This window comes from Streptomyces roseoverticillatus, from assembly GCF_000719265.1.
Lineage (GTDB): Bacteria > Actinomycetota > Actinomycetes > Streptomycetales > Streptomycetaceae > Streptomyces > Streptomyces roseoverticillatus.
Genome location: NZ_JOFL01000013.1, coordinates 102,400 through 119,868, shown reverse-complemented (window position 1 = coordinate 119,868; position 17,469 = coordinate 102,400). Strand labels below are relative to the sequence as shown.

General features: G+C 72.1%; 24 protein-coding genes. 14 read left to right on the top strand and 10 right to left on the bottom strand.

The genetic code is table 11. The features are described 5' to 3' along the window. Positions 1-9: 9 nt before the first annotated feature. Entirely contained in the window at positions 10-1,065 is a 1,056-nt protein-coding gene (locus IF61_RS0117525; RefSeq protein WP_052392773.1) for a terpene synthase family protein, read from the top strand. A gap of 10 nt (positions 1,066-1,075) precedes the next feature. Here IF61_RS0117525 and IF61_RS0117520 read toward each other — a convergent pair whose 3' ends face one another. The 4 genes from IF61_RS0117520 to IF61_RS0117500 all read right to left on the bottom strand — a co-directional run bounded on the left by IF61_RS0117520 (position 1,076) and on the right by IF61_RS0117500 (position 3,779). Further along, positions 1,076-1,816 carry a TetR/AcrR family transcriptional regulator gene (locus IF61_RS0117520; RefSeq protein WP_030367348.1) on the bottom strand — a complete coding sequence of 247 codons (741 nt, stop codon included), beginning with the start codon at positions 1,814-1,816 and terminating at the stop codon, positions 1,076-1,078. 10 nt (positions 1,817-1,826) lie between these two features. Then, positions 1,827-2,240 carry a hypothetical protein gene (locus tag IF61_RS0117515; RefSeq protein ID WP_030367347.1) on the bottom strand — a complete coding sequence of 138 codons (414 nt, stop codon included), beginning with the start codon at positions 2,238-2,240 and terminating at the stop codon, positions 1,827-1,829. Between the two features lie 126 nt (positions 2,241-2,366). Continuing rightward, a complete protein-coding gene (locus IF61_RS0117505) occupies positions 2,367-2,813 on the bottom strand; it encodes a hypothetical protein (protein ID WP_030367346.1) in 447 nt (148 codons plus the stop codon). Between the two features lie 93 nt (positions 2,814-2,906). Continuing rightward, on the bottom strand, positions 2,907-3,779 hold the full coding sequence (locus IF61_RS0117500; protein WP_030367345.1) for a universal stress protein: 873 nt from the start codon (positions 3,777-3,779) through the stop codon (positions 2,907-2,909). A 108-nt stretch (positions 3,780-3,887) separates the two neighbouring features. On the opposite strand from IF61_RS0117500, the gene IF61_RS0117495 reads away from it, so the two are divergent. Continuing rightward, on the top strand, positions 3,888-4,385 hold the full coding sequence (locus tag IF61_RS0117495; protein WP_030367344.1) for a peptidylprolyl isomerase: 498 nt from the start codon (positions 3,888-3,890) through the stop codon (positions 4,383-4,385). Between the two features lie 68 nt (positions 4,386-4,453). On the opposite strand, the gene IF61_RS0117490 is transcribed toward IF61_RS0117495, so the two are convergent. The 3 genes from IF61_RS0117490 to rpmB all read right to left on the bottom strand — a co-directional run bounded on the left by IF61_RS0117490 (position 4,454) and on the right by rpmB (position 5,897). Further along, positions 4,454-5,101, bottom strand: a complete 648-nt coding sequence (locus IF61_RS0117490; RefSeq protein WP_030367343.1) for a hypothetical protein — start codon at positions 5,099-5,101, stop codon at positions 4,454-4,456. A 236-nt stretch (positions 5,102-5,337) separates the two neighbouring features. Then, complete coding sequence (gene rpsN / locus IF61_RS0117485) at positions 5,338-5,643, bottom strand: 30S ribosomal protein S14 (protein ID WP_030367342.1); 306 nt, start codon at positions 5,641-5,643, stop codon at positions 5,338-5,340. A gap of 17 nt (positions 5,644-5,660) precedes the next feature. Then, positions 5,661-5,897, bottom strand: a complete 237-nt coding sequence (gene rpmB / locus IF61_RS0117480; RefSeq protein ID WP_030367341.1) for a 50S ribosomal protein L28 — start codon at positions 5,895-5,897, stop codon at positions 5,661-5,663. Between the two features lie 50 nt (positions 5,898-5,947). Here rpmB and rpmG point away from each other — a divergent pair, with 50 nt between their 5' ends. From rpmG to IF61_RS0117455, 5 genes are all read left to right on the top strand, one after another. After that, a complete protein-coding gene (gene rpmG, locus IF61_RS0117475) occupies positions 5,948-6,112 on the top strand; it encodes a 50S ribosomal protein L33 (RefSeq protein ID WP_030367340.1) in 165 nt (54 codons plus the stop codon). Positions 6,113-6,117: 5 nt separating this feature from the next. Then, positions 6,118-6,393, top strand: coding sequence for a type B 50S ribosomal protein L31 (locus tag IF61_RS0117470; RefSeq protein WP_030367339.1), 276 nt, complete (start codon positions 6,118-6,120; stop codon positions 6,391-6,393). Beyond that, the gene (locus IF61_RS0117465) at positions 6,390-7,583 is read left to right on the top strand and encodes a CobW family GTP-binding protein (protein WP_245684538.1); all 1,194 of its coding nucleotides are present in this window, start codon (positions 6,390-6,392) and stop codon (positions 7,581-7,583) included. The genes IF61_RS0117470 and IF61_RS0117465 overlap by 4 nt, the downstream gene beginning before the upstream one ends. 35 nt (positions 7,584-7,618) lie before the next feature. Next, the gene (rpsR, locus tag IF61_RS0117460; protein WP_030367337.1) at positions 7,619-7,861 is read left to right on the top strand and encodes a 30S ribosomal protein S18; all 243 of its coding nucleotides are present in this window, start codon (positions 7,619-7,621) and stop codon (positions 7,859-7,861) included. A 190-nt stretch (positions 7,862-8,051) separates the two neighbouring features. After that, positions 8,052-8,291 carry a DUF397 domain-containing protein gene (locus IF61_RS0117455; protein ID WP_030367336.1) on the top strand — a complete coding sequence of 80 codons (240 nt, stop codon included), beginning with the start codon at positions 8,052-8,054 and terminating at the stop codon, positions 8,289-8,291. Between the two features lie 52 nt (positions 8,292-8,343). On the opposite strand, the gene IF61_RS0117450 is transcribed toward IF61_RS0117455, so the two are convergent. Beyond that, complete coding sequence (locus IF61_RS0117450) at positions 8,344-8,844, bottom strand: ATP-binding protein (protein WP_078660287.1); 501 nt, start codon at positions 8,842-8,844, stop codon at positions 8,344-8,346. Positions 8,845-9,178: 334 nt separating this feature from the next. Here IF61_RS0117450 and IF61_RS0117445 point away from each other — a divergent pair, with 334 nt between their 5' ends. From IF61_RS0117445 to IF61_RS0117430, 4 genes are all read left to right on the top strand, one after another. Next, complete coding sequence (locus IF61_RS0117445; RefSeq protein ID WP_030367334.1) at positions 9,179-10,042, top strand: helix-turn-helix domain-containing protein; 864 nt, start codon at positions 9,179-9,181, stop codon at positions 10,040-10,042. 85 nt (positions 10,043-10,127) lie between these two features. Continuing rightward, positions 10,128-11,585: an aldehyde dehydrogenase family protein gene (locus IF61_RS0117440; protein WP_030367333.1), complete on the top strand. Its 1,458-nt coding sequence runs from the start codon at positions 10,128-10,130 to the stop codon at positions 11,583-11,585. A gap of 86 nt (positions 11,586-11,671) precedes the next feature. Continuing rightward, positions 11,672-12,232, top strand: coding sequence for a DinB family protein (locus IF61_RS0117435; protein WP_030367332.1), 561 nt, complete (start codon positions 11,672-11,674; stop codon positions 12,230-12,232). Positions 12,233-12,360: 128 nt separating this feature from the next. Continuing rightward, entirely contained in the window at positions 12,361-12,936 is a 576-nt protein-coding gene (locus IF61_RS0117430) for a PadR family transcriptional regulator (RefSeq protein ID WP_043189550.1), read from the top strand. On the opposite strand, the gene IF61_RS0117425 is transcribed toward IF61_RS0117430, so the two are convergent. Continuing rightward, positions 12,923-13,507 (bottom strand): Uma2 family endonuclease, encoded by a 585-nt coding sequence (locus tag IF61_RS0117425; RefSeq protein ID WP_245684537.1) that lies wholly within the window; start codon positions 13,505-13,507, stop codon positions 12,923-12,925. The two genes, IF61_RS0117430 and IF61_RS0117425, sit on opposite strands and share 14 nt — an antisense overlap. Positions 13,508-13,697: 190 nt before the next feature. On the opposite strand from IF61_RS0117425, the gene IF61_RS0117420 reads away from it, so the two are divergent. Both IF61_RS0117420 and IF61_RS0117415 read left to right on the top strand, forming a co-directional pair. Continuing rightward, positions 13,698-14,282, top strand: a complete 585-nt coding sequence (locus IF61_RS0117420) for a TetR/AcrR family transcriptional regulator (protein ID WP_030367329.1) — start codon at positions 13,698-13,700, stop codon at positions 14,280-14,282. Beyond that, on the top strand, positions 14,282-15,148 hold the full coding sequence (locus IF61_RS0117415; protein ID WP_030367328.1) for an alpha/beta fold hydrolase: 867 nt from the start codon (positions 14,282-14,284) through the stop codon (positions 15,146-15,148). The genes IF61_RS0117420 and IF61_RS0117415 overlap by 1 nt, the downstream gene beginning before the upstream one ends. A 12-nt stretch (positions 15,149-15,160) precedes the next feature. On the opposite strand, the gene IF61_RS32405 is transcribed toward IF61_RS0117415, so the two are convergent. Further along, positions 15,161-15,481: a UBP-type zinc finger domain-containing protein gene (locus tag IF61_RS32405; protein ID WP_030367327.1), complete on the bottom strand. Its 321-nt coding sequence runs from the start codon at positions 15,479-15,481 to the stop codon at positions 15,161-15,163. A gap of 164 nt (positions 15,482-15,645) precedes the next feature. Between IF61_RS32405 and IF61_RS0117405 the strand changes: the two genes are divergently transcribed. After that, positions 15,646-17,274: a bifunctional 3'-5' exonuclease/DNA polymerase gene (locus IF61_RS0117405; RefSeq protein WP_052392787.1), complete on the top strand. Its 1,629-nt coding sequence runs from the start codon at positions 15,646-15,648 to the stop codon at positions 17,272-17,274. The last annotated feature ends 195 nt before the right edge of the window (positions 17,275-17,469 follow it).

Sequence of the window (17,469 nt, the reverse complement as noted above, 5' to 3'; positions counted from 1 at the left end):
GGAGAGGCCATGACGACAACCGTCCGTACGGCGCCGCCCCCGACCCCCTACGGCCTCGACGGCATCGTCGTCCCCGAGGTCGCCATGCCCGCCCCTCCCCACGCCCCGAGCCCTCACCTACGAGCGGCGCACGCCGCGGCGGAGGCGTGGCTGGACCGGTTCGGGCTCTGCCGGTCCGCCGCCTCCCGGCGCATTCTCCGCCGGGCCCGCCTGCCCCTCACCGCCACGCTCTTCTACCCGGCGGCGAGTCCGCCCGTGCTGGCCCGGCTCACACCGTGGCTGTACTGGATCTGCATCATGGACGACGAGTTCGACGACGGCCCGGACGGACGCGACCCCGCCCGCTGCGCCTCCACGCTCGCCACCCTGCTGGACGTGCTCGGCGGACGCCCCGGCAGAACGCCGGCCGAGCGTGCCCTCGCCGACATCCGGCTGCGCGTCCAGGAGGGCCGGTCGCCCGGCTGGAGCCGGGCCTTCCGCCGGGACGTCGAGGGCTGGTTCCGGACGTACCGCGAGGACGCCGCCGACCGGGTCGCGCACCGCTACCCCCGCCTGGACGCCTACCCGCGCCAGCGTGCCCACGCGTTCGGCGCGTACGTGATGCTGTCCCTCGCCGAGCCGGGCGCGGGCGTCGACCTGCCCGAAGCCGTACGCCGTCTCCCCGCCCTGCGGGACCTGCGCCACGCCGCCGCCGAATACCTCGGCCTCCACAACGACTTCTGGTCCGTGGGCAAGGAACGCGAAGCCGGCGCCTTCCACAACGCGGTGATCCTGATCGGGCACCACGAGCGCGTCGGCCTCCAGGAGGCCGTGGACCGCTGCGCCGGCATGCTGGACGTACGCGCCCGGCGGATGGTCGCGGCCCAGCAGGACCTGCCGGGCCGGCTCGACGCGGCCGGCGTCACAGGGCGGACGAAGGCCGACGCTTTGAAGTGCGCCACCGCGTACTGGCACGTCGTCCGCGGCGCCCACGACTACTACCGGCAGGTCGACCGCTACACCCGTGCCGACCCGGGGCCCAAGGACGGTCTCGCCCCTCCCCACGGTCTCTTCACGGGCCGGTGACCGGCCACCGCTACGACTTGCGCGCGACCACCGTCTGCGCCATGCCCGGCAGGAAGTCCGTGAACAGCTCGTGGATTTCGAGGACGAGGGGGCGGAGCACGCGGAAGCGGGCCAGGGAGATGCCGCGCGTCGTCAGGCGGGCACCGCGGTCGGCGAGGCGGCGGGTGCGTTCGCGGCCGGGCGAGCGGTCGAAGACCCAGTAGAGGACGAGGCCCATCTGGGAGAGCCACATCAGCTCCGGGAGGACGTCGCGCAGTTCGGCCGGGATCTTGGCCTTGGCTCCGGCGAGGACCTCGCGGTGGACGTCGATGGCCGCTTCCCGCGCGTGCTCGGACTCGGCGGAGAACGGACTGAGCGGGGAGTCCGGGTCGGCGGCGTTCTTGAAGAACTGGGCCGCGAACTCGTGGTACGGCGCGGCGATGTCCAGCCAGGCCTGCAGCACGCCGGAGAGCCGCGCCTCCAGGTCGGTCTCCCGGTCCAGCACCTCGCGGACCGCCGCCTGGTGCTCGGCGGCGATCCGGTCGTAGAAGCCCTGGATGAGGTGTTCCTTGCCGGCGAAGTAGTAGTACGCGTTGCCGACGGAGACCCCGGCCTCCTGGGCGATGGCCCGCATGGTGGTCTTGTCGTAGCCGCGCTCCTGGAAGAGCCGCATCGCGGTCTCCAGGATGAGGGTGCGGGTCTGCTCGCTCTTCTCGCTCTTCGCGGGTTTTTCGCTTTTCGCAGGCCGGGGCTCGTTCTCTGCTGCTGGCACGGATCAGAGCCTAAAGGGTCTTCTTGAAGCGGAACTGGGTGGCCGTGTCCCCCGGCGGCTTGATGAACAGGCCGTCGCGCGCGCCCTCGCCCGCGATCGACACCTCGTACGTCTCCCCGGCCTCGTTCTCGATCCGGATCCGCTGGTGGCCGAGCTTGGGCTTCCTCTTCAGGGACCAGGTTCCGCGGCCGGTGAACCAGGCGGTGGGCCGCTCGTCGTCCGCGGCGAAGGCGGTGGGGACGCGCACCGCGATGAACGTGCCGTCCGCGCGCAGGGTCAGGGCCCCGGCCTGGTGACTGCGCCAGGAGCCGATCACGTCCCCAGGCTCCGCCGACCCGGCGGGCGGGCTCAGCAGGACCACCAGGGCCGTCAGCACGGCCACGGCACCGAAGGCGGCGAGGCCGACCAGAGTGCGGCTACGCATTGCGCACATCGCAGCCGCCGGCCGGCTGGACGGTGAGCCGGCGGACCGGGGCGCTCCGAAGAGCGGTGCCGGTGCCCCGGAGTCCGGCGGCGCCCCGGCCGGCGGTGGCAGCGGTGGCCATCGGGCTCAGTGCCCGCCGGCCGGGGCGGCAGGCGCGACCGGCGCCGTCCACGGCCCCTGCTGCCCCGCGTAGCCCTGCGGTGCGACCGGCGGGACCTGCTCCCGGTCCATGAGACCGCGGCGGCGGAACCGGTTGAGGACGTAGACGTTGCCCAGGTGCATCGCGCCGAGCACGAGAAGGACGACGCCGAGGTTGCGCGACAGCACCTCGAAGACGCCGCGGGCGTCGGCGATCGTGCTGTCGTCCCGCAGGTACAGGGCGATGAAGCCGAGGTTGACCAGGTAGAAGCCGACCACCAGCAGGTGGTTCACGGCGTCCGCGAGCTTCTCGTTGCCGTGCAGGACGTCGGCGAGGAAGACCCGCCCGTTGCGGCTGAGCGTACGGGCGACCCAGACCGTGAGGCCGAGGCTGATCACCAGGTAGACGGCGTACGAGACGACGGTGAGATCCACGTCCCCACCCCTTCTTGAACGTGTTCAAAAGCTTTGGTGGTCGAGACTGTAGACCTGTTTTTGAACACGTTCAAGCGAGTCGCTCATGCGGAGCTACTCCTGAGGCGCGACCGCCACCGGGCACTCCGCGTGGTGCAGCGCCGTATGGCTGACGCGGCCGAGCTGGAGGCCGAAGCCCCGGCGGCGGCGCACGGAACCGACGACCAGCAGGTCCGCCGTCGCCGACGCGTCGATGAGCGCCTTGCGGGCGTGCCCCTCGTAGACGGTGCGGTGCACGGTGACGTCGGGGAACTCGCGCTGCGGCTCGCGCAGGGCCTCGATCAGCTCGCGCCCGGCGTGCTCCTCGTGCTCGATGGCGTCGTCACTGGGCAGCGGGTAGTGGTCCGCCGACTGGTGGACGGGGTGCCGCCAGGCCCGTACGGCCTCGACGCCGCAGCCGCGCGCCGCGGCCTCGCGGAGGGCGAAGCGGAGGGCCGCCGGGGCCTCCTCGGGGTCGCCGACGCCGACGACGATCCGGCCGTGATCGCCGCGCACGTTCGCCTCGCCGCCCCGTACGACGACGACCGGGCAGTGGGCGCGGGCCGCAACCGAGAGGCTGACCGAGCCGAGGAGCAGACCGGTCAGCGTGCCGCGCCCCGACGGACCGGTGACGAGCGCGACGGCGTGGCGGGACTCCTCCAGCAGCGCGTTCAGCGGCTCCTCGGGAAGGACCTCCGCCTCGACGGCGAGGGCCGGGTTGCGCCCCTGGGCCCGCAGCGCGGCGACGGCGATGACGCGCTCCTCGGCGACCGCCTCGGGGGAGGGCTCGTCATCGGACGGCAGACGGGTCTCGTAGCGCTCCCAGCGGGAGGCGTAGACCATGCGGAGCCGCACGCCGTGGCGGGTGGCGGCATCCACGGCCCAGTCCAGGGCCTGCATGCTGCCGGCGGACCCGTCGACGCCCACGACCAGGGGCGGCTGCTCCATCGTCGTCACAACATCACCATGGCACCGGGTGTGGCCCGGCTCACCTCAGCAGGGCCGTTCGGGGTGCCTGAGCAGCGGCTACGGAGGCCGAAGTGTCAGGATGAGGGCATGACGACCAAGGTTTACTTCGACATCACCATCAACGACGAGCCCGCCGGGCGCATCAACTTCAACCTCTTCGAGGACGTCGTCCCGAAGACGGCCGAGAACTTCCGCGCCCTCTGCACCGGCGAGAAGGGCTTCGGCTACGCCGGCTCCTCCTTCCACCGGGTCATCCCGGAGTTCATGCTGCAGGGCGGCGACTTCACCGCCGGCAACGGCACCGGCGGCAAGAGCATCTACGGCGAGAAGTTCGCCGACGAGAACTTCACGCTCAAGCACGACCGCCCGGGCCTGCTGTCCATGGCCAACGCGGGCAAGAACACCAACGGCTCCCAGTTCTTCATCACGACCATCGTGACCGGCTGGCTGGACGGCAAGCACGTCGTGTTCGGCGAGGTCGCCGACGAGGACAGCATGAAGCTCGTCAAGAAGATCGAGTCCCTCGGCTCGCAGAGCGGTACGACCAAGGCGAAGATCACGATCTCCGCGTCCGGCCAGCTCTGAGCACCGGCAGTCTCCTCGGCCCGCCGCCCACCGGAAGGTGAGCGGCGGGCCGGACGGCTTTCCGCCGCCTATCCGTCCATCAGGTTCGTGATGAGCTTCCGCAGCCGGCCCTCGACGACGGTTTCGACGCCGTGGACGAGCTGCGCGCCGTAGACGACGGCCGTCCTGGCGGGCGGCGCGCTGGTCCAGCGGGTGCGGGGGACGCCGGCCAGGGCCGCGAGGTCCTCCGGGCGCCCTTCGTGGGAGATCTCCCGCGCGAAGCGCGTCCCCGGCAGGAAGGCGCTCCCGGGGCCCGCGGTGCGCCCGGTCCACAGGTCCTCGGCGGAGCAGGTGTCGACGTAGAACCGCCCGCCGCGCCCGGCCTCCTGGAGGTGGAAGGCCACGCGCGCGACCCGCTGGGGCCTCGCGTCCGGGGCGCCGACGCCGTGCAGGTGCGCATCGATCCGGTCGCCGGGCCCGAGGTCGTGGTAGTCCCACGGCGTTGCGGCGGCGACGGACGGGAAGACCCTGCGGATCGCGGGCAGGGCACGCTCGATGCCGGCGGCCAGGATCTCCTGGGCGGCCCCGGGCGGGACGAGCCCGTCGGAAGGCCGCTCGGGAACCCAGCCGGTGAGGGCGAGGTGCTCGTCCAGCACCTTGGTCAGCTCGGCGGTCTCGTCGGGGGTGAGGAAGCCCTCGATCGTGTGGACGGCGAGGGTCTCGGTCATGTGGATCACGTTCCGGCTCCTCTCGCGGTGCGGATGCACGTGCAGGTGCGGGGGCACGCGTATGTGCGGGGGCACGCGTATGTGCGGTTGCGGTGCGGAGTGCGCTCGGTGCGGGCGGACCGTCGGATCGGTGCCGCCGCACCATCGAACCGGAGCCGGGTACACCTGCCAAGTGCCCCGCCGGACACGGACGGGGCCGGCGAGCCCCCTCTGACCCGCCGGCCCCGTGCCTTCACGCCCCACCCTTACCAACTCGACTTCCTCACCCCCGGCAGGTGCCCCGCATGGGCCTCCTTGCGGAGGTTCACTCGGCTCAGGCCGAACGTCCGGAAATAGCCGCGCGGGCGGCCGTCCCCCGAGTCGCGGTTGCGGACGCGCGTGGCGCTCGCGTCGCGCGGCTGGCGCCGCAGCTCGCGCGCGGCGGCGAGCCGTTCCCCCTCCGGTGCCCGCGGATCGCGGATGACGGCCTTGAGGAGGGCGCGCCGGGCCGCGTAGCGGGCGACCGTCAGGCGGCGCTGCTCGTTCTTTGCGATCTTGCTCTTCTTCGCCATGGGGCTTTCCGTCCTCCTCAGACCTTCTCGCCGCGCGCCCGGATGCGGGCGACCGCGGCCTCGATGCCGATCGCGTCGACCGTCCGGATGCCCTTCGCGCTGAGCCGCAGCCGTACGTGGCGGCCCTCGCCGGGGAGCCAGTAGCGCTTGGTCTGGATGTTGGGGTCGAACCGCCGGGACGTGCGGCGGTGGGAGTGGGAGATGGTGTTGCCGAAGCCGGGCTTGCGGCCGGTCAGTTGGCAGTGGGCGGACATCCGGCGCTCCTCCTAATGAAAATGGAAACCATTTCTGTATAGTAGCCCCCATGGCCCGCAACGAGCTACGCCCCGTCATCAAGCTCCGGTCCACCGCCGGAACCGGATACACCTACGTCACCCGCAAGAACCGCCGTAACGACCCCGACCGCATGCAGCTGCGCAAGTACGACCCCGTCGCCGGCCGTCACGTCACCTTCCGAGAGGAGCGCTGACCCCCATGCAGCCCGGAATCCACCCGCCCTACGGCCCCGTCGTCTTCCGCGACCGCGCGGCCGGATTCGCCTTCCTCACCCGGTCCACCGCCACCAGCGACAAGACCGTCGAGTGGGAGGACGGCAGGACGTACCCCGTCGTCGACGTCGAGATCTCCTCGGCGAGCCACCCCTTCTACACCGGCACGGCCCGAGTCCTGGACACGGCCGGACGCGTCGAGCGGTTCGAGCGCCGCTACGGCGCCCGGACCGTCGACGGTGAACGCGGAGGCCCGCGGTGACCGCGCCGCGCCCCCTGCCCGTGGCCCTGGTGGGCGGTCTGCACGCGGACGCCCGCCGGGCCGCGGTCGAGCACCTCCTCCGCACCGTCCCCGGCAGCGTCGCCCTCCACCACGACCTGTCCACCGCCGCCGACGGAACGGTTCGCCGGACCGTACGGGACCGCACCGGCACCCTCGACGAGGGCGAGACCCCGCTCGTCAACGACTGTGCCTGCTGCGCCCTGCGCGAGGACCTCGTGCCCGAGCTGGAGCGGCTCGCCGCGGCGGGCGCCTGCCGGCTCGCCGTCGTCGAGCTCTGGGACTCCGTCGAACCCAAGGCCATGGCCGAGGTCGTGGCCGCCCACGCGGGCGAGGACCTGCGGCTCACCGGCGTGATCACCGCCGTGGACCCCGCCCTCGTCCTGCCCGCCCTCGGCTGCGGCGACGACCTCTCCGAGGCCGGACTGGCCGCCGCGGCCGCCGACCAGCGCACCGTGGCCGACACCTTCGCCCGGCAACTGGAGTACCCGACGGTGCTCGCCCTGGCGGAGAACACGGCCGAGACCGACGACACCGCCTTCGGCGAGCCCGTCGCCCCCGCCGACGACGCCGACCACGCCCTCCTCGCCCAACTCGCGCCCACCGCACGCCGCATCGCCGCCGGCTCCGCCGAGCTCGCGGCCGCCGCGGTCGCCGGGTTCGACGTGGAGGCCGCCGCGGCCCGCCAGCACCCCGCCTGCGCACTGCTGCCGCAGGAGGCCGACGCGGACGGCGTCACCACGATCGTGTGGCGCGCCCGCCGGCCCTTCCACCCGGGCCGGCTGTACGCCGCACTTGAGGACCTGTGCTGCGCCGCCGCGCGCAGCCGCGGCCGGTTCTGGCTCGCCGACCGGCCGGACACGCTGCTCGCGTGGGACGCCGCGGGCGGCGCGCTGTGCGTGGAGAGCGCGGGACCATGGCTCGCCGCACTGCCCGACGCCGCCTGGGACATGGTGCCGCCGGACCGGCGCGTGGCCGCCTCCCTCGACTGGGACCCCGAGCACGGCGACCGCGTCCAGCACCTCGCCTTCACCTCCCCCGGGCTCGACGGCGACGGGTTGCGCGAGCTGCTGGCCTCCTGCCTGCTGACCGACGCCGAATACGCGGGCGGGCCCAGTGCATGGCGGCGGCTTCCGGCCGCATTCGACGCACTGCTCGATCCCGTTTCCTGACGCTCCCCCGCCTCTCCCCTCTTCAAGGACCTTTCATGACGCGCCGTCCCGACCGCCGCAAGGACCTCAAGCCCCGCCCCAATCCCCTGGAAACGGCGGGCATCACGTATATCGACTACAAGGACACCGATCTCCTGCGGAAGTTCATTTCGGACCGGGGGAAGATCCGCAGCCGGCGCGTGACCCGGGTCACCGTGCAGCAGCAGCGCGCCCTGGCCCGGGCGGTCAAGAATGCCCGCGAGATGGCACTCCTGCCGTACGCGAGTACAGGCAAGTAGGCGGCGCATTCATCGAAACACCTGGTCACGATGGTGTAGTCACGCTGAAGAAGTGTGAGAACACCGTAAGTGCACGTGCATTAGCTCATGCAGAAGCATGTGAACGCAGCTATGATCCGGGAGTAGTTGTCAACCCCACCATTCGCCGCCGGGCGGGCCGGGGTGCCCTGCAATTCTCCGGGAGAGTCCTGTGCCTGACGCGTACAACGGCATGGCCGCCGCGGACCTCGACGGCGTCGTCTGGCGGAAGAGCCGGCACTCCAACTCCCAGGGTTCGTGCGTGGAGTTCGCCAGGCTGCCGGGCGGTGGAGTCGCCGTGCGCAATTCCCGTCACCCGGACGGACCGGCGCTCGTCTACACGCCTGCGGAGATCGATGCGATGCTGCGCGGGATCAAGGACGGCGAATTCGACTATCTGGTGACCGACTGATCCGGTAGACGCGGTCCCACGGCCGGTCAAAGCCGCCCTCACTTACCCGCACTTACGCGTGCCGCTCCCGCGGCAACCGGAAGAGCGCCCACACGACCTTGCCGTGCAGCGCTCCCGCCAGCGGGTGCCACCCCCATGTGTCGCTGAAGGACTCCACGAGGAACAGCCCGCGCCCGCACTCCGCCGACGCGTCCGCCTCGCCCGCCGTCGGGCTCTCCTCGCTGGGGTCCCGTACGGCGCACACGAGCCGCGACGTCCACCGCATGAGATGCAGCCGGACCGGGGGCTCGTACGCGCCGCCGGATATCGGCTCAGGAGGAAGGGCGTAGCGCAGGGAGTTGGTGACCAGCTCCGAGACGACCAGCGCCACATCGTCGAAGAGTCCGCCCAGGCCCCACCCCTGAAGGGTCGTTCTGGTGAACGTGCGGGCCGTCCGGACCGCTTCGAAGCGGGGTGGGAGCGCGCAGGATGCCGAGTTGGAGACGGCCGATGGGGCGATCGGTGGCAGCCCTCGCCACAGGGGAGAGAGCACAGTCGATCCTTCGGTACCCATCCGAGGCACTCCTGGCAATCGTGGACGTGACACGCACGTGTGCGTTCCCCATCGTTCCCAATGCGCGTGGCGGATGCAAGGGCAGATGCACGTGCACATGGGGGGTTTGGGGGCGCACGTTCGCGTCCGTCCGCAATTCTTCCTACGCCCTCTTCCGTACGGCCTCCGACCTACTCCCCTCCGGGTAGCCGGATGCACACTCAATGCACACTCAACGAGGCGCGGAGATGGCAGACTTCACCGCCGGGGGTAGCGGGGGCCGCCCCCGGAGAGGGCGAGAGCGGCGAGCAGCGACAAGGCCGGTAACGGAACCGGAAGAGGAGGAGTCGCAAAGATGGCCACGAGCGAGTCGAGCGGTTCTGTGGTGCGCCGCATACTCCTGGGCTCCCAGCTCAGGCGGCTGCGGGAGTCGCGGGGCATCACCCGCGAGGCGGCCGGTTACTCGATCCGCGCCTCCGAGTCGAAGATCAGCCGTATGGAGCTGGGCCGGGTGAGCTTCAAAGCGCGCGACGTGGAAGACCTCCTGACGCTGTACGGAGTCACCGACGAGCTGGAGCGCGAGGCGCTGCTCGGGCTCGCCCGCGAGGCCAATGTCGCCGGGTGGTGGCACAGCTACGGCGATGTGCTGCCGGGCTGGTTCCAGACATACGTCGGACTGGAGGGCGCCGCCTCGCACATCGGGATCTACGAGGTGCAGTTCGTGCACGGGCTGCTGCAGACGGAGGGGTACGCCCAGGCCGTCGTCGTGCGCGGCCAGCCCGCGGCCGACGAGGCGGAGGTCGAGCGCCGCGTCTCGCTGCGCATGGAGCGCCAGAAACTGCTGTTCTCGGAGCGCGCCCCGCACTTCCACGCCGTCCTCGACGAGGCCGCGCTGCACCGCCCGTACGGCGGCGAGACCGTCATGCGCGGCCAGCTGCAGCACCTCATGGACATATCCGAGCAGGCCAACGTGACCCTGCAGGTGATGCCCTTCGCGCACGGCGGGCACGCGGGCGAGAGCGGAGCCTTCACCATGCTCCGCTTCCCCGAGTCGGACCTGTCGGACGTGGTCTACCTGGAGCAGCTCACGAGCGCGCTCTACCTCGACAAGCCCGACGAAGTGGCGCAGTACGGAAGGGTGATGGAGCGGCTGCAGGAGGACAGCCTCCCGCCGTCGGCCACCCGCGACCTGCTGAGGCGGCTGCTCCAACTCATGTGACACATCAGTACGATGACGTCCCATCAGGAGCGCGTTCCGGTTCGGGCGCGACGAGCGCCCCCGTATCTCCAGGCAGGGATGGCACATGTCCTACTTCGAAGAATTGGCCTTCCAGTACATCGACGGCGAGTGGCGGTCCGGCACCGGCTCCTGGGACATCGTCGACTTCAACCCGTACAACGGGGAGAAGCTCGCCTCCATCACCGTCGCCGGCGTCGCCGAGATCGACCAGGCCTACCGGGCCGCCGAACGCGCCCAGGCCGCGTGGGGCGCCACCAATCCGTACACCCGCCGGCTGGTCTTCGAGCGCGCGCTGCGCATCATCGACGACCGGGAGACGGAACTGGCCGCCGCGATCACCGCGGAGTGCGGCGGCACGGCACTGAAGGCGGCTTTCGAGCTGCACCTGGTGCGCGAGTTCCTGCGCGAGGCGCTCCACCTCGCGCTGCGCGCGGAAGGCCGGATCCTGCCGTCGCCGGACGACACCAAGGAGAACCGCCTCTACCGGGTGCCGGTCGGCGTCGTCGGCGTGATCAGCCCGTTCAACTTCCCCTTCCTGCTGTCGGTCAAGTCCGTCGCGCCGGCGATCGCGCTCGGCAACACGGTCGTCCTCAAGCCGCACCAGAACACGCCGATATGCGGCGGCGGGCTGGTCGCCAAGGTCTTCGAGGAGGCCGGGGTGCCGGCCGGCGTCCTCAACGTCGTCGTCACCGACATCGCGGAGATCGGCGACGCGCTCATCGAGCACCCCGTCCCGAAGGTCATCTCCTTCACGGGCTCCGACAAGGTCGGGCGGCACGTGGCCACGGTCGCCGCCGGCCACTTCAAGCGCACGATCCTGGAGCTCGGCGGCAACAGCGCGCTGATCGTCCTCGACGACGCCGACCTCGACTACGCGGTCGACGCGGCGGTCTTCAGCCGGTTCATCCACCAGGGGCAGGTCTGCATGGCCGCCAACCGGGTGCTCGTGGACCGCTCGGTGGAGCAGGAGTTCACCGAGAAGTTCGTCGCCAAGGTCCGCAGCCTCAGGGTCGGCGACCCCGGCGACCCCGCCACCCACATCGGCCCCCTCATCAACGCCGGACAGGCCGAGGCCATCGGCGCGCTCGTCGAGCAGGCCGTCGCGGACGGCGCGACCGCGCTCGTACGGGGCGGGGCCGAGGGCACGCTCGTCTCGCCGTCCGTCCTGACCGGCCTGAAGGCCGACGCGCCCATCCTCGGCCAGGAGATCTTCGGCCCCGTCGCGCTGATCATCCCCTTCGACGGGGAGGAGGAGGCCATCCGGCTGGCGAACGCCACTCCGTACGGGCTGAGCGGCGCCGTCCACACGGGGGACATCGAGCGCGGCGTGCGGGTGGCCAAGCGCATCGACTCCGGGATGATCCACGTCAACGACGGGACCGTCCACGACGAGCCGATCGTGCCCTTCGGCGGGGAGAAGGCGTCGGGGGTCGGGCGGCTGAACGGGGACTCGATGGTGGACGCGTTCACGACGACGAAGTGGATCTCGATCCAGCACGGGCGGACGAAGTTCCCGTTCTAAAGGACGTGTTCTAGGACCGGATCTGACCTCATTCGCTCCTAGCCTGATCCCACCACGACGGACCGAGAAAACAACGGGGGAGCCCCATGCCCACTCACGTGATCGAGAAGAACGTCGCCGACGAACGCGGCACGCTGCTGGACTTCGTGGAGGCCCAGCGGGGCGGCCTGCGCCGCGCGCTGCTCGGGCTGACCGACGAGCAGGCGGCGCTGAAGCCGAGCGCGAGCGAGCTGTCCCTCGGCGGGCTCGTCAAGCACGCGGCGCAGGCCGAGCGGAACTGGCTGCTGATGGCGCAGGGCCGGGGGGAGGAGACCGAGCACGACGAGTCGGCGTGGGCCGACGGCTTCCGCCTCCTGGAGGGCGAGACGGTCGCCGGGGTGCTCGCCCACTGGGAGAAGGTGGCCGCGGAGACGGAGGAGTTCATCCGCTCCGTACCCAGCATGGAGGACACGTTCCCACTGCCGGAAGCCCCGTGGTTCCCGGCGGACAGCCGGGTCTCGATGCGATGGCTGCTCCTGCACCTGGTCGAGGAGTTCGCCCGCCACGCGGGGCACGCGGACGTCATCCGCGAGTCGCTCGACGGGAAGACGGCGTTCGAACTGGTGGCGGAGGCGGCGGAGGCCTCCGGCGGCGGCCACGGCGCCTGACGGGAGCCGGCGAGGGCCTGACGCGGGCCCTGATGGGGGCTCCGACGGGGGTTGACAAGGACGGGGCCCCTCTGCCCGCCTACCCTGAGCATCCGAGCGATATCGGAGCGAGGGGAACGGAAGGCGAGATGTCGGCGATCCGGCTGCTGGTCCTGGGCGCCGTGCGGCAGCACGGGCGGGCGCACGGCTACCAGGTACGCAGCGACCTGGAGCTGTGGGGCGCGCACGAGTGGTCCAACGCCAAGCCGGGGTCGATCTACCACGCGCTCAAGGCGATGGCGAAGCAAGGCCTGCTCATCGCCCACGAGACGGCCCCGAGCGAGGCCGGCGGCCCTCCCCGCACGGAGTACGAACTGACGCCGGACGGCGAGGCGGAGTACTTCCGCCTGCTCCGGCACGCCCTCTCCGCCCACGACGAGAAGACCGACGTCCTCACGGCAGGCGTGGGCTTCCTCACCGACCTCCCGCGCGCGGAGGCCATCGCCCTGTTGCGCCAGCGGATCGCGGCCCTGGAGGAGTGGCGCGAGGAGATCCGCCGCCACTGGACCCCGGCGGAGGGCGAGGACTGGGGCCACATCGCCGAGATCATGGGGCTGTGGATCCACACGGCCGAGACGGGCGGTGAGTGGACCCGCGGCCTGATCGGACGGCTGGAGGCGGGGGCGTACGAGATGGCGGACGAGGCGAAGCTCAGACCTCGATGAGGCTGCGCAGGTCGATCTCGACGGGGAAGGGGACGTCGGTCTTGAGAGTGCTGCCGCGGCACTCGCTGTGAGGCGTGCAAAAGCCCTTCTCGCGGTGCCATCGGTAGAGGTGCGCCTCGGGAAGGCTGTCACCGTCACGCCCGATGCGCCAATAGGCGGCACCCGCCTCGATGTACAGACCAGGCTTGAGGAAGTGATCGCTGGTTCGGGTACCGGGGGACGTGACCTCGACGGCGAGGACGACCCTCTCGACAGGGATGCAGTCCAGCGTGAGCACGTCGAGGCCTTGCTTGTCGAAGACCACGATGCCGGACTTCACGACGTTGCGTTCGTCAATGGCAACGGCCCGGTCGATATTGACGGCGAGAGGCATGGTCCGGGCGTTCATCAGCGCCAGGAAGAGCCTGTCACGCACCTGGTCGTGCCACCAGTCGGTCATTTCCCGCACCGCAATGCCCCCGTCCACCAGCTCCCAGTCGAACTGCAGGACCAGCTCGCTCACCTGGTCGTACGCCCAGCCGTCCGCCGGCGGACACATCCAGTTCTCCGGGGTGGCCCTCACTGCTCCCATGGGCGAAATGGTGTGCGACATCGCGGTCACTTCTCTTGCCTACGACGGTAGTACCCCCCGCAAGGGTGAGGGCCGATCGTTTCCTCATGTCGCGAGCAGAGCACGCGCGCTATCCGCACAGGCGTTCACAAGGATGATCTAGAGGTGTTAGCTTCTTACCTAGAGACCCTAGGAAAGAGGAGGGGCGCCCATGGCCCGCGCAGGGCTCACCACCGCCAAAGTGACGGCCGTCGCCGCCGGCATGGCCGACGAGGCCGGGCTCGACAAGGTCACCGTCTCCGCGCTCGCGCGGCGGCTCGGGGTCAAGGACGCGAGCCTGTACTCGCACGTGAAGAACCTGCGCGACCTGCGCGTCCGCATCGGGCTGCTCGGCTCCGAGGAGATGACCGACCGCATCGGCGCGGCGGTCGCGGGGCGCGCCGGCAAGGACGCGCTCGTCGCCTTCGCCGACGCCTACCGGAGTTACGCCCTCGACCACCCCGGCCGCTACGCGGCGACCCAGATGCGGTTCGAGCCGGAAGAGGTCGCAGGCTCCGTAGGCTTCCGCCGCAGCGTCGAGCTGACCTACGGCATGCTCCGCGCCTACGACCTCGCCGAGCCCGATCTGACCGACGCGGGCCGCCTGCTGCGCAGCACCTTCCACGGCTACATCCACCTCGAACTCGGCGGCGGCTTCAACCACTCCCGCGACGTCGGGGAGTCCTGGGCGCGCACGCTCGACGCGCTCCACCAGGTCCTGGAGAACTGGCCGTCCCGACACGATGGGAGCAAGTGATGAACGAGCCCGCGGACAACCCCGCAATCGGCACCCTCGACGTGCCCGGCGCCACCCTCCGCTACGAGAAGCGCGGCAGCGGGCCGGTCCTGCTGCTGATCCCCGGCGCCGGTGCCGACGCCGGGCTCTACGCGGCCGTGGCCCGGATCCTCGCCGCCCACTACACCGTCGTCTCCTACGACCCTCGCGGCGTGTCCCGCAGCCCGCTGCACGGCCCGCTCACCGACCAGCAGGTGGAGGTGTGGAGCGACGACGCGTACCGCCTGCTCGAGCTGCTCTCACCGGACGCCCCCGCCGCCGTGCTCGGCTGCAGCGCGGGCGCGATCGCCGCGATCGGCCTGCTGGCCCGGCACCCCGAGCGGGTGCACCGCGTCATCGCGCACGAACCGCCGCTCGTGGAGCTCCTGGAGGACCCCGCGCCGCACCGGGCCCTGTTCGCCGAGGTGCGCGAGACGTTCCGCACGGAAGGGGTCGGGCCCGCGATGGCCCGCTTCAACGAAGGGCTCGGGGACGACCGGCCGGCGGAGCAGCACCATGCCGAACTGCCGCCCGAGATCCAGGAGATGGCGCCCCGGATGTACGCCAACCTCCCGGGCTTCCTGGAGCACATCCTGTGCCCGTTCACGTCCTGGGTCCCGGACCTCGACGCCCTCCGGCCGTCCGCCGGCAAGCTGGTTCCGGCGGCGGGTGCGGAGTCGCGCGAGCAGATGCCGCTCTACGGGCCTGCCGCCCGGCTGGCGGAGCTCCTCGGCAGCCCGCCGGCGGAGTTCCCGGGCGGTCACCTGGGCGTCACGACGCACCCGGCGGAGTTCGCCGGACGGCTGCTGGCCGCGCTCGCGAGGGAGCCGCAGCCGGCTGCGGTCTGAGCCGCCGGTGGTCTACCCCGGCACCAGCAGCAGCTCGTCCGCGTAGCACCACGCCCACTCCTCGCCCGGTTCGAACGACCGGGCGAGGTCGTGTCCGGGCACGGTGCGCGCGTGGGCGCTCGCGTGCCGGTTCGGGGAGCTGTCGCAGCAGGAGACGTGGCCGCAGACCAGGCACTCGCGCAGGTGCACCCACGTGCCGCCCGTGCGCAGGCAGTCCTCGCAGCCCTCCGTCGTGCTCGGGGTGACCTCGGCGGCCGCCTCGTCCAGGTGGGCGCAGTCCCGCCGTGTCGGGCGGCCCTCCACGTCCGCTCCCACCTTCCAGGTTCCGGTCATGTCCCCAACGTAGCCCGCGGTGACGCGGCCCGCGACAGCTCGGCCCGCGACACCGATCCCGCAGGTCAGGCCGATTGTCAGTGCCTCCTGGCAGGATCTTTTCCGTGAGGCTGGCGGTGGCGGAGACGGGCGACGGGGGTGTCCGTCTCCGCCCCGTCGACCTCATGGGGGAGCCCGCCGGGCCGGTCGAGTGGGCGGGCAGCCTGGCCGAGGCGGTGCGGGCGCGGCCGGGGGTCGAGCGGTGGGTGTGGCGGTCCACCGCGCACCATTACCCGCAGTTGCTCGCGGCGGGGCTGCGCGTCGAGCGGTGCTACGACGTGGAGGCCGCCGAGAGCCTGCTCATCGGTCATGAGGAGGGGCAGTCCGGGCAGCCCCGGTCGCTCGCCGCGGCGTGGGCGCGGCTGCGCGGGCTGCCCGTGCCCGCCGATCCGCCACCGCGGGCGGCCGGCGGGCAGCCGTCGCTGTTCGAGCCGGGGCCGGTGCCGCTGCCGCCGGGCACGGATCCGCTCGACGCCCTGATCGAGGTCCACGCCGCCCAGCTCGCCCGGGCGCGGGCGACCGAGCACCCCGGCCGGCTCCTGCTGCTCCTCGCCCTGGAGTCGGCGGGCACCCTGGTCGCCGCCGAGCTGAACCGCGCCGGCCTGCCGTGGCGCGCGGACGTCCACCGCGCGCTCCTGGACGAGCTGCTCGGCGAGCACTTCCCGGGCGGCCTGGAGCCCCGGCGGCTTGCCGCGCTGGCGGAGGCCGTCTCCCACGCCTTCAGCAAGGACGGCGAGGAGGTCCGCGTCCGGCCCGATCTGCCCGCCGACATCGTCCGGGCCTTCGCGCGCCGGGGCATCGCCCTGTCCTCCACGCGCGCGTGGGAGCTCAAGGCGATCGACCACCCGGCCGTGGAGCCCCTGCTGGAGTACAAGAAGCTGTACCGGCTGCACACCGCCCACGGCCGCTCCTGGCTGCAGACGTGGGTGCGCGAGGGCCGCTTCCGCGCCGAGTACGTGCCGAGCGGCTCCGTCTCCGGCCGCTGGACCACCAACGGCGGGGGAGCCCTGCAGATCCCCCGCGTCGTGCGGCGCGCCGTCGTCGCCGACCCGGGCCGGCGGCTGGTGGTCGCCGACGCCGACCAGCTGGAGCCCCGCGTCCTGGCCGCCGTCTCCCGCGACCCGGGCCTGATGGAGGCCGCGAGCGGCGAGCGCGACCTGTACGCGGCGCTGTCCGACCGGGCCTTCGCCGGCGACCGCGAGCGGGCCAAGCTCGCGCTGCTCGGCGCGGTCTACGGCCAGACCTCCGGCGACGGCCTGAAGCACCTCGCCGACCTGCGCCGGCGCTTCCCCGCGGCCGTCGCCCTCGTGGACGACGCGGCGCGCGCGGGTGAGGAGGGCCGCATCGTCCGCACTTGGCTCGGGCGCACGTGCCCGCCCGCCACCACGGCCCTGCCCGACGAGGCCGGCATCCCCCAGGCCGCCGGGGAGGACGACCGGCCCGGCTACGGCAGCACCCCGGCGGGCCGCGCCCGCGGCCGTTTCACGCGGAACTTCGTGGTGCAGGGCAGCGCCGCGGACTGGGCCCTGGCCCTGCTCGCCGCCCTGCGCCAGGAGCTCGCGGGGCTCCACGCCGAGCTCGTCTTCTTCCAGCACGACGAGGTCATCGTGCACTGCCCGGACGCCGAGGCGGCCGGCGTCACCGAGGCGATCCGCACCGCCTCGGCCCGCGCCGCGCGCGTCGTCTTCGGCGAGACCCCGGTGCTGTTCCCGTTCACGACGGCCGTGGTGGAGTGCTACAGCGAGGCGAAGTGACCCTGGGGGATGCGAAGCGACCCGGGCGCCGCGAAGTGCCCCCGGGCGACACCACGTGACCCCACGGGCCCTGATGGCCCGTCACCCCGCCCCACCCCGCCCTGGTGATCCGCTTCCCCCATGCGGCCCATTCCAGCGCGCACCCCGGCCTCCCGCCGCGCACGATGGCCCCAGGGGCGCCCGGCGGCAGCGGCC